Genomic DNA, 11,448 nt, shown 5'->3' with positions numbered 1-11,448 from the left:
ATGAAGCCTCTGACGTTACTTAAAGCCGCCCCTCTCGCTCTGGCCTTTACCGCCGCCAACAGCTTTGCCATCAGCGAAGACTTTATCGACCCCGAGGACGGCATGTTCGATGCCAGCCAGTTTTTAAGCCAACATATGCTCGGTTTTTTACCCGTGCCGGTGGTTATTACCGAACCCGCGACCGGTAATGGCTTAGGGGTAATGGGGGTATTTTTTCACGAGTCCGACGAGCAGAAGCAAGGCACAAAAACCACTGGGGTAATCCCTGAAAACATCTCCGTTATTGGCGCCGCCGCCACCGAAAACGGCACCAAATTTGGCGGGGCAGGTCATATAGGGTTTTGGCGGGGCGATACCATCCGCTACAAAGGCGGTATCGCTTATCCGGACATTAATCTGGATTTTTACCGCATTGCCAATGTGGACTTGCAAAACCCCGTCGAACTAAATATCCGCGGACCGGCGATGCTGCAAAAGCTAACCTTCCGTTTAGGCGCCAGTAAATGGTTTGCCGGCATTTACCAAACGTACCAGCACATGGAAACCAAACTCGCCAACCATATCGACATCGAGCTCTTACCCAACGATGAGCTAAACGACAAAGTCGAGGAATTTTTGCAAAGCCGGCTGGACGTCAGTGAAGACACCTCCGGGGTGGGACTAGTGCTTGAGTACGACTCGCGCGACAACCCCATGAACCCCGAGGCAGGTTATAACTACCGTGCCCGGGCCGTACAATTTGATGATGCCATTGGCAGTGACTTAAATTACACCCAATACCAACTTACCGGGTTAAACTATTGGCAACTGAGCGACAAAATTAACTTTGCCCTGCGCCTTGATTACCAAAGTGTCGAGGCCGCCAGCAGCGAAACCCTGCCACCTTACGCCCTTCCCGGGTTACGCATGCGCGGCGTACCCGCCGCCCGCTACCAAAACAATCAGGCGTTTATCAGCGAAGTAGAGGCCACTTATAAAGTGACGCCGCGCTGGCACCTTAAGGGCTTTGGCGGCGCAGGTTTTATAGCCTCAAGCTGGAGCGAGCTAACGAGCAACGCCGAAGACGTTGACAGCTACGGTATCGGCTTTCGCTATCTGGTTGCCCAGCGCTACGGTTTTACCATGGGGGTAGATGTCGCCTGGGGGCCGGAAGAGTCCGCCTGGTATATTCAGGCAGGCTCGCCTTGGTAACGACTCCTTAGTACTCCCAATCGCAAAGCGAGTGACCGTCTGTCAGCCTGCCACCTATAACAAGTCTTTAGAATCGTAAAGATCCCTAGGCAGCGGCGTCCGGGCCACTTACACTCGACGTACATTCATAAAAATGCCAGCGCCATGCCCACACCATCAAACCCCGTTCGCGAATGCTTTGCGGTCGATTCGGATATTTTTTCCAGTAATATTGCCCCTGCTTATCAGCCGGTTATCATGCGTAACCTAGTAAGCCACTGGCCGGTGGTTCAGGCTGGTCTAAAGTCGCGCGATGAATTGCTGGAATACTTAAAAACATATGCAACCAACGATTTTGTTAAGGTTTTTTTAGGCCCACCCAATATTAATGGCCGATTCTTTTATAACCACGACCTCAGTGGCTTTAACTTTGAGCGCCGCGAGGGGCCATTTAAAGATGTATTGGAGCGACTAGCCGCAAGTCAACATCAACAACGGCCCCCCGCCATTTATATTGGTGCCAGCAAAATACCTAACGTACTTCCGGGCTTTGAGCGAGACAATACTCTGGGGCTAATCAGTGGCGATGTACAACCCAACATATGGATCGGCAATGCCGTTAATATTCCCGCCCACTTCGACACATCTGAGAATATAGCGTGCGCGGTGGCCGGACGCAGACGCTTTACACTGTTTCCGCCCGGACAAATCAAAAACCTGTATGTTGGTCCCATTGATCACAACCCTGCAGGTCAACCGATAAGCCTTGCCTCTTTACAAGAGCCGGATCTTGAGCGTCACCCGCGTTATGAAGAGGCACTAAAGCACGCTCTGGTTGCCGACCTAGAGCCGGGCGATGCCCTATATATACCGCCACTGTGGTGGCACAATGTTGAATCGCTCGATAGCCTCAATATTCTGGTTAATTACTGGTGGGAGAATTTAACAGAATTAACCGGCTCACCTAAGCACGCCCTCATTCATTCAATTTTAACCATAGGGCACCTACCGCCAGAACAGCGCCGCGCTTGGCAAGAGTACTTTGAACATTACGTGTTTAGTGAGGATAACCCCGCCGAGCATATTCCAACAGAAAAGCGCGGCATCCTGAGTCGATTGAGTCCGGCGCTGGCACGCCAACTGAAAAATTACCTAAAGCAAGCTGTCAGCTAGAGCCAGAAGCCCTGCAAGACTTCGCCGCATTCATGGCGTATCATGGCGCTTTTGTCGGCCGGAAAAGTATGAAAAGCTACGATGTGGTTATTATTGGCGCAGGTGCCGCCGGTTTAATGTGTGCCGCATCTGCGGCGGCACGAGGACGACGAGTAGCACTTCTCGATCACGCCAATAAAGTCGGCAAAAAAATCCTAATGTCCGGCGGTGGGCGCTGTAACTTTACCAACTACAACATCGAGTCTGCCAACTACTTATCCAGCAATCCACACTTTTGTAAATCCGCACTAGCGCGCTTTACGCAGTGGGACTTTTTAGCCCTGGTCGACAAGTACAACCTGGCCTACCACGAAAAAACCTTGGGGCAATTGTTTTGCGACAATAAAGCCAAAGATATTCTTAGTATTTTATTAACAGAGTGCGAGCAACATGGTGTCGACATTGTCACCCAATGCGCTATTGCATCAGTCCACAAAATTGAGGCGCCCGAACACCGCTATCAGTTAGAGTCGAGCATGGGCCCGTGGCGCTGCCAATCGCTGGTGATTGCCACCGGTGGCTTGTCCATTCCCACCATGGGCGCCACGGGGTTTGGTTATGATATCGCCAAGCAGTTTGGTTTAAGCATAAAACCCCGCGCCGCCACATTAGTGCCGTTTACCTTTAAAGAGGAGCTGCTTAGGCTGGCACAGTCGCTCGCTGGCGTATCTTTGCCGGTAACCGTTGACTGCCGGCAGCAGCGCTTTGCCGAAGCACTATTATTTACCCACCGGGGCATCAGCGGGCCCGCCGTGCTGCAGATCTCAAACTACTGGCACCCAGATGATGCAATTGTTATTGATTTTTTACCTGGGCAGTCACTCGAGCCGTTACTGCGCCAATGGCGCGACAGCGGCGAGAAGGCCGGACTCACTAAACGGCTCAGCCAATATTTACCCAAGCGCTTTATTCAGGCATGGTTTGAGTTTCACGCGCAGCAAAGCACACTTGAAACGCCCGTTGCGCAACTGAGCAATACCGATATCGAACGGTTAAGCGAGCTGCTGCATCGCTGGCGTGTTATTCCCACAGGCACAGAGGGTTACCGCACCGCCGAGGTTACCCGGGGCGGAATCAATACCGACGAGGTTTCATCAAAAACATTTGAAGCCAAAAAAGCACCGGGCTTATACTTTATCGGGGAGGTATTGGATGTGACCGGTTGGCTAGGCGGCTTTAACTTTCAGTGGGCATGGGCAAGTGGTTACTGTGCAGCGCAAGCGCTGTAACAAACCTGAGCGCGAGCGTCAACCAATATGTATTACCAATCCCTAAAGTCTGTGTTACAATCAAGTGTGGGGTTAATTTTGAACATCGCATTATTGATGCGATTCATCAATAATATTTAGCTGGAGATAAACACTATGGCGGTTAACGGGAGCAAGCGCGCAGTGCGTACCTATCAAAAAGTTGCCCAAAAAATGCTTGCCTCGCTGGACTCTGGAGAGTTTCCTGCGGGTGCGCGACTGCCTCCAGAACGTGAACTCTCAGAGCGGTTCGGCGTTAGCCGCCCAACCGTGCGCGAAGCTATTATTGCATTAGAGGTAATGGGCCGCGTTGAAGTGCGCACCGGCTCGGGCGTGTATGTACTTAAAAACTTTAAAGCCGCGAGCGATAACCCGCGAGAGTACAGCCCCTTTGAAATTACCGAAGCTCGGGTTTTGATCGAGTCTGAAGCAGCGGCACTGGCCACCTCTACCATCAGCGAAGAGCAACTCGACGAGCTGACCGCAGCACTGGATGAAATGATTGCCGAAAATGAGGCGGGGGACCTGACCTCGGAAGTGGCCGACCGCAAGTTTCACGCTGTGATTGCCAACTCCACCCAAAACCGTCCGCTGATCAATATCATTCAGCACCTTTGGGATATTCAGGAGAATTTGCCCGACATTAAAATGGCGCACCAGTCCGTGTGTAAAACAGACGGCAAAAAGCGCATCGAGGAGCACCGCGCGATTCTTAAGGCGATGCGAAAACGCGACACACAAGCGGCTCGCATAACAATGCGCAACCACTTTTTACGCTCGCTGGATGCCCTGCACGCGACCACCGAAAAGCGCGCGGTAGAAGAGATTCAAAAACAGCTTACCGAGCGCCGGGAGCGTTTTTCTCTTAACCGGATTCAGTACACCGCAGACCAATAGATAAAGCCCAACTCTGGTTGAGCGTAGCGCTTAACGCTCAACCAGTAATGCTACCATTTCAGCAAAGTGGCTTACGCCCTGCTCGATCTCGTTCATACCCTCCGTTAAACCACAGATTTTAGTTTGTCCTTGCGCCGATATTTGGCTCACTTGCTCCATTTTTTCACGAATGGTGCGGGTCAGCTCATGGTCGTTATTCACCACCGATGCAATTTCTTCTGTGGCCTCACTGGTGCGAAACGCCAGCTGGCGAACCTCATCGGCCACGACCGCAAAGCCACGCCCCTGATCACCGGCGCGAGCGGCCTCAATCGCAGCGTTTAACGCCAGCAAGTTAGTTTGATCGGCAATCGCGCGGATGGTGCTCACAATCGCACTGATGTTATCGGACTGTGAGTTTAAGCGGTCGGTAATCTCTGCGGCCTGAGCGATCTGATCGTTTACTTGATTTGCCGTCGCGACGGCATCTTCAAGGCGCGAGCGCGCTTCATTGGTGATGTGTGAGGTTTCTTCGGAGGTGGACGAGGCCGTCTCAACCGCTTGCAACGCGGTATTGATACGCACGGTAATATCGCTGGCAAATTTGATGACCTTGTACACTTGGCCCTGGCTGTTATAAATCGGGTTATAAGTCGCCTCGAGCCAAATCGCCTCACCGGCCTTACTGCGGCGTTCAAACTTGCCCGATTTAAACTGGCCACGGGCCAGTGACTCCCAAAAATCTGGGTTATTGCGATAAAAGCTGTCCGTGCAGAATATCTTATGATGTTTTCCCACCACCTCAGACAAATCGTATCCGACCGTTTGTAGAAAATTACTATTGGCCGTTAAGATATTGCCCGCCGGATCAAATTCAATAACGGCTAACGATTTATCCAGCGCCGTAAACAACGCATTGCGATCGAGCAGTGACTCTTTAGCGGCGGTGACATCGGAGGCAATCTTGATCACTTTTACCACTTCTGAGCCCGAGAACACCGGAAAATAGCTGGCCTCTAACCATACGGTATCGCCATTTTTGCTGCGCCGGCTAAACGTGCCTTGCTTGGTTTTACCTTCGCGCAAATCTTGCCAAAACTGTTGGTACTCCTGCGTCTCGACATAGCCTGGCTCGCAAAACATTCGGTGATGCCGGCCAATGATCTCGCGGGCGGAGTAGCCCACCACATCCTGAAACAATTGATTGGCATCGATAATGTCGCCATTGGGGGTAAACTCGACATACCCCATACTGGCTTTAATCGCATTTAAGTCTGCCCGCAGGGCCCCGCACTGGCCATCCAGCTGATCTAGCTGTTGCGCAATTTTACGCTGCTTTCCGAACATAGCATTATCCTTGTGAATGACGCTCCTTTTACCCGCATCCGCGCGATATCTGGGCTTTAATTTATTTTAGGGCGCCTCTGAACCGATTAACCTCACTGGTCTACACTTGATAAAGAGTAGACCAACACACGTGAAGGGGCGATATTTTCATATCGACCAGAAGCAAAAATCCTTAAGGCTTTAACCAGTAAAACATCGAGATTCACCACAAAAAGAGATCGCATAGTAGACACTTAGGGGGTGGAAGCGATTTATGAGCAAAAACAGTTATAAAGCGAGCCTACGGCACTTACAGATTGAGCTGGTTAAGCTACAAAATTACCTCATCAGCAACGAGCTAAAGCTGTTGGTTATTTTTGAAGGGCGCGACGCGGCCGGCAAAGACGGAGTGATAAAACGCATTGTCGAGCACCTGAGCCCACGAGAGACACGAGTGGTGGCACTGGGCAAGCCATCAGATCAAGAGCTAAAAAGCTGGTATTTTCAGCGTTATGTCGCGCACTTACCCAAAGCACAAGAGATGGTGCTGATGAACCGCAGCTGGTACAACCGCGCGGGGGTGGAGCGGGTTATGGGTTTTTGCACAGACGCACAATACCAGCGGTTTATGAGCTCGGTGGTTGAGTTTGAAGCGCTGCTGAGCAAATCTGGGATTCAGGTGATCAAATATTATTTAGACATCGGCAAAGACGAGCAGAAAAAGCGGCTTCAAGATCGCCGGGACGACCCGCTGAAACAGTGGAAGATCAGCCCTATTGATGCGTCTGCCCAAGCGCATTGGCGCGATTACAGCGAAGCGCGCAACGCAATGCTGCTACAAACCCACAGCGCGGCTTGCCCTTGGACGGTGGTGAATGCCAACAATAAAAAACGAGCGCGACTGGCGGTTATTCGCCACTTGCTGCAACAGGTCGAGTCCCCGGTTCGGGTCTTCGATTACGTCGAGCCCAACCCCGAGGTGATCTTTACCTTTGAGCAAAAGCACCTGCACGACGGCCTCATCGCCAAGTAATCAAGGCATACTGTAGCGCGCCACATAACAGCGAGCTACCTTGGCGCCCGCTCAATACGCACTGGCACGGATTTAAAAGCGGGGGTTTGACTGCGGGGGTCGCGCTCGGTGCCAATTAACCTATTGGCCTCTGGGTAGTAGGCCAATAAACTGCCGGCGGGTAGATCAAACTCACACACGGTCAGTGCGTCCATCCGGCCACAGGCAGAAACAAGCGACACCAAATCACCGGGCGTTAATTGGTGCTCGCGTAAATCGTCTTTGCCCATCAACACACACCAACGGGTTGTGGTACCGCGATAACTGTCGGCTTGCTCGTAAATAATAGAGTTAAATTGCCCTTCGCTGCGAATACTGGCTAACCGGTGCGGGTAGTGCTCAAGCATTGCGCTGGGCAACTGATGCACTTTAAACCCCGCCTTGCCGCTCGGCGTGTTAAAGCTTGGCGTGTGAAAAATGCGGCCGCTGACCGTAAACTCCTGTTGATTTTGATCAATATCGGCCAACGCTTGCATGCCTGGCACCGTCGCAGCGATGGCGGCGCGAACCTTAGCGTGCTGCTTAAACGCACTAAAACTAACCGGGCTACGCGGCATTAAGCGTTCACCAAGCTCCGCTAAAATGGCTACCTCAGAGCGCACATTGCGCAAGCGCTTAATACCGCCATCGCTTAACCTAACGTAGTTAAACATCGATTCCTGAGTAGTGGGCTCGGGCTCTTCATCGCGCGCGGCTACCGGCAGAATTAACGCCTCGCTGTGCTCCATTCCGCACACATGACCGCGGTTAAGCGTGGTAGTGAGGTACATTTTAAAACCCACGTTATCGAGCGCACGGCGGGCGAACTCGGCATTGGGTGTAGCAGCGTATAAATTGCCGCCAAGCTGCAGCGCGCAATCCATGTCGCCTGCATCGGCGGCCTCTAAACAGGCCAGTGTATCTAGCCCAGGAGCCTCGGGTAATGCCACCTGCCACTCGCGCTCAATGGCCGCAAGTACATCGGCTGCCAGCACCGGCTTGACCCCAATAGTGCCAATGCCCTGCACATTGCTGTGCCCGCGCAACGGCAGCAGGCCCGCCGCAGGTTTACCCAGCATGCCCCGCAACAGCGCCAAATTAGCGATAGCCTCGACATTATCTACCCCGTTTAGGTGATGGGTAATGCCCATACCCCAGGCAAATACCGCGTGCTCGGCGCGACTGTAATCGTCGGCTACCGCGGCAATTTCGGCCTGAGCTAACCCCGTCGCCGCGGTAATATCCTCCCAGGGGGTTTGCTCGATATCCGCCCGATAGGCGACAAAGTTGTCGGTGTGGGCGGCAATAAAATCTGTGTTAATGGCCCCAGCTTCCAGCAACGCTTTGGCGATGCCTTTTAGCAGTGCTAAATCAGAGCCAATATTGGGTTGCAGATAACGCGAGGCGATCCAAGTGCCCCCAGAGATCATCGACTTAGGACTTTTAGGCACCGCAAAACGAACCAAGCCCGGCTCTTTGGCGGGGTTAATCACCACCACTTGTCCGCCACGATCGCGGCAATTTTTTAGTTGATGGACAAAACGCGGATGGTTAGAGGCCGGGTTGGCACCGATCACAAACACTAAGTCGGCGCCGCCAAGGTCCTCAAGGGTAATAGTCGCGGTGCCGCTGCCCAGCACATTGCCTAACCCCACACCTGTGGCCTGATGGCAATAGTAAGAGCAATTATTGACGTTGTTGGTGCCGTACAAGCGCGCCAACAGCTGTAACACAAAACCCGCCTCGTTAGACGAGCGGCCAGAGGAGTAAAAGAAACTGCGCTCGGGTGATGTAGCGCCAAAGCGCTGGGCCGCCAACGCCATGGCGTCGTCCCACGATATGGGCCGATAGCAATTGTCGCCTGCAGCTTTAAAGACCGGCGTGTCCAGCCGCCCTAAATGCTCAAGTTCGTGGTCGCTCAGATCGTTAAACTCTGCCAGAGTATGCGTAAACAACTCGGCCGGGATCGGCGGCTGGATATCGGTCGACTGCGCCTGAATGCTTTTGTTACAAACCGAGGGAAATTCGTCTAGCTCGTTGGTCATACCGCCGCGCTGGCCGCCCATCCCCAGACCACAGGCTTTACAGGCGTTATGGCTTTTAAGGGCTTTGGCCGAGTCCAGCAAACCAATACGGTTAAGGGTTTTTAAGGTATAAAGAACCTTTTTAGGCCCGCCGCCCACGATATTGACTCGCTCGTCGACACCCGCTTTTCTCATTTATGCTTACTCACTACCGGCCATTACACAAACCAGAAGTGTAGGTGCGATTGCGACTGTAAACAATAAGCTATCTAACGTAGACACACCAAGTGCGGCGTTAAGGCGCCATAAACCCGTTCAGTGTGTCCTCTAATAAGGTGATATCCATAAACATCGGGTCAATTAAATCGAAATGGTCGGCACCCGCTATAACCATGTGCTCGCTGTTATCGCCGGCAAGTTGGGCGGCATCGACATAAGCGTCCGCTAAGTTCGATGGCACGATACTGTCACGGCTGCCGCTTAACAGTAAGCTACTGACGCCCGTTGGCAGCATTTCGATGGGGGAGGCAATCGCCAACCGCGCTTGGTATTGTTCGGGGTTAATAGCACGCTGATTCACAATAGTACGCGCCGACTCGCCGCAGGCCCGGGAGGTTAAATCACCGATTCCCGCTAGACTGATGACACCCTCGACAGCTAAAGGCGAGGGTTTATACAGGACATTACCCGGAGGGATTTGACCACGACTGGCCAACCAGAGCGCCAAATGACCACCGGCGCTGTGGCCTATCACAGTCACTGCACCGGTATCTAACTGATAGGCCTCGGCAATACTGGGCAAGTAATCGGCCGCCGCCGCGACATCGGTAAACATCACCGGCCATTCGCCGCCGTTACCTAAGCGGCGATACTCAATATTCCACACGGCAAAGCCGCGCTCTGCCATGGTACGAGCCAGATCCGCCTGAAACTCGAGCCCATAAGCGGCACTCCAGCAGCCACCATGAACCATAATAATGACCGGCAATAAGCCACTGCGCTCAGTTGGACGATATAAATCGGCAAACTGCGTCGGGTTTTCTCCCCAAGCGATACGCTCTTGCTCGACGGCTGGCGCCTCTCCTAAATCGGGGGCTGGGACAGACGACTGGCTAGCACTCGCCGAGCTATGACTGTCGCTAGCGCCGCTGTTGCTGCTGCCCCCACAACCGGCGTTACACAAGAGCACAAACAATAGGACGCAACTGGTGAAAACTCGCCCACACCGAGCACTTTTGCCCTGTTGTGGCATTTTGTCATTTAACATAGATAGCCTTGTCAGCTTTAACGAGAATCTCTTTTATAGCTACGCCTGTGACACACGCTTGGATCTATGCTTGTGGTACAGTCGACAGCTCAGCTTGTCAGGGAATTATCATGCTCACTGTTTTTATTGCGCTAACCGCGCTGCTTACGCTGTTCACCCTATTGCCGTTAGTGCGACTCGATGCCTGGCCGGTACGGATACTGGACTTTCCACGGCTCCAAATTGCCGCTCTTTGGCTAGTGCTAATTGTCGCGCTGATTATATTTATGGGGTTTGACAGTGATGCAGCTCTGGCTTTACTAGCGGTTGCCTGTACCTGCCTAGCCTATCAATTGTGGTGGATTTTGCCCTACACGAGGCTCTATCAGTGTGAGGTAAAAAGCTGTAAACAGCCTGACCAAGAGCACTCTATCAGTATCGTGACCGCCAATGTGCTCACCCCCAACCGCGGCGCCGACGTCCTGCTCGATCAAGTGCGGCACTACCAGCCGGACATTTTAGTAACGCTAGAGTCAGACCAGTGGTGGCAAGATCAACTGGATGTGCTCAGCGCCGATTACCCCTACTCGCTCAAGTGTCCACTGGACAACCTCTACGGCATGCACTTGTATTCTAAGTTGCCGTTACGGGATGAGAAAATTGACTTTTTGGTTGAAGACGACAAACCCTCTATACACGCCGAGGTAGTATTGCGCTCGGGAGACAGCATTCGCTGCCACTTTTTACATCCGGCGCCGCCCAGCCCCACCGAGAACAGTGAATCATCGGAACGTGACGCCGAGCTATTAGTGGTCGCCCGTAATCTCGAAGGCGTAACGGACCCGGTTATTGTCACGGGCGACTTAAACGACGTCGCCTGGTCGCGCACCACCAAAGCGTTTCGGCGCGTCAGCCGCTTACTGGACCCACGCATTGGTCGCGGCATGTTTAACACCTTCCATGCCGAGCACCGCTTGTTGCGTTGGCCGCTGGACCACGTGTTCCACTCAGACCACTTTACTTTAATTAAGATGCAGCGGCTCAAGCCCTTTGGCTCAGATCACTTTGCCCTGTTTACCCAACTGGCCTATGTCCCGCGCCGGAAAAACGAACAAGAGCGCCCAGAGGCGAGCGCCGATGAACAAGAGTTCGCCCGCGACAAAGTCGCAGAGCAAAACGTCAACAAACGCGAAGTCCCCGAGCCTGGGGAGTAAAAAACACGCGCGGCACGCTGGCGACATCCGTTTAGGAACTCCGCGCCATAGAATGCGTCCAACCCTTTAAGTACCAGCAACG

General features: G+C 53.0%; 9 protein-coding genes. 6 read left to right on the top strand and 3 right to left on the bottom strand.

The window, feature by feature from the left end; genetic code table 11:
* The 4 genes from AACY82_RS10520 to AACY82_RS10505 all read left to right on the top strand — a co-directional run bounded on the left by AACY82_RS10520 (position 1) and on the right by AACY82_RS10505 (position 4,526).
* Positions 1-1,191 carry a BamA/TamA family outer membrane protein gene (locus AACY82_RS10520; protein ID WP_339616770.1) on the top strand — a complete coding sequence of 397 codons (1,191 nt, stop codon included), beginning with the start codon at positions 1-3 and terminating at the stop codon, positions 1,189-1,191.
* Positions 1,192-1,335: 144 nt separating this feature from the next.
* On the top strand, positions 1,336-2,343 hold the full coding sequence (locus AACY82_RS10515) for a cupin-like domain-containing protein (protein ID WP_339616769.1): 1,008 nt from the start codon (positions 1,336-1,338) through the stop codon (positions 2,341-2,343).
* Between the two features lie 68 nt (positions 2,344-2,411).
* The gene (locus tag AACY82_RS10510) at positions 2,412-3,611 is read left to right on the top strand and encodes an NAD(P)/FAD-dependent oxidoreductase (protein WP_339616768.1); all 1,200 of its coding nucleotides are present in this window, start codon (positions 2,412-2,414) and stop codon (positions 3,609-3,611) included.
* Between the two features lie 135 nt (positions 3,612-3,746).
* The gene (locus AACY82_RS10505) at positions 3,747-4,526 is read left to right on the top strand and encodes a FadR/GntR family transcriptional regulator (RefSeq protein ID WP_339616767.1); all 780 of its coding nucleotides are present in this window, start codon (positions 3,747-3,749) and stop codon (positions 4,524-4,526) included.
* 30 nt (positions 4,527-4,556) lie between these two features.
* Here the strand turns inward: AACY82_RS10505 and AACY82_RS10500 are convergent, their stop codons facing one another.
* Entirely contained in the window at positions 4,557-5,852 is a 1,296-nt protein-coding gene (locus tag AACY82_RS10500) for a PAS domain-containing methyl-accepting chemotaxis protein (protein WP_339616766.1), read from the bottom strand.
* Between the two features lie 253 nt (positions 5,853-6,105).
* Here AACY82_RS10500 and ppk2 point away from each other — a divergent pair, with 253 nt between their 5' ends.
* A complete protein-coding gene (gene ppk2 / locus AACY82_RS10495) occupies positions 6,106-6,864 on the top strand; it encodes a polyphosphate kinase 2 (RefSeq protein WP_339616765.1) in 759 nt (252 codons plus the stop codon).
* Positions 6,865-6,899: 35 nt separating this feature from the next.
* Here the strand turns inward: ppk2 and AACY82_RS10490 are convergent, their stop codons facing one another.
* Positions 6,900-9,101 carry an FdhF/YdeP family oxidoreductase gene (locus AACY82_RS10490; protein ID WP_339616764.1) on the bottom strand — a complete coding sequence of 734 codons (2,202 nt, stop codon included), beginning with the start codon at positions 9,099-9,101 and terminating at the stop codon, positions 6,900-6,902.
* Between the two features lie 100 nt (positions 9,102-9,201).
* The gene (locus AACY82_RS10485; protein WP_339616763.1) at positions 9,202-10,173 is read right to left on the bottom strand and encodes an alpha/beta hydrolase; all 972 of its coding nucleotides are present in this window, start codon (positions 10,171-10,173) and stop codon (positions 9,202-9,204) included.
* 110 nt (positions 10,174-10,283) lie between these two features.
* On the opposite strand from AACY82_RS10485, the gene AACY82_RS10480 reads away from it, so the two are divergent.
* Positions 10,284-11,366, top strand: coding sequence for an endonuclease/exonuclease/phosphatase family protein (locus AACY82_RS10480; RefSeq protein ID WP_339616762.1), 1,083 nt, complete (start codon positions 10,284-10,286; stop codon positions 11,364-11,366).
* The last annotated feature ends 82 nt before the right edge of the window (positions 11,367-11,448 follow it).

The sequence above is a fragment of the uncultured Gilvimarinus sp. genome (assembly GCF_963972205.1).
In the GTDB taxonomy this organism is placed as follows: Bacteria; Pseudomonadota; Gammaproteobacteria; order Pseudomonadales; family Cellvibrionaceae; genus Gilvimarinus; species Gilvimarinus japonicus.
The sequence above is the reverse complement of the archived record's forward strand: the minus strand, read 5'-3'. Positions and strand labels throughout refer to the sequence as shown.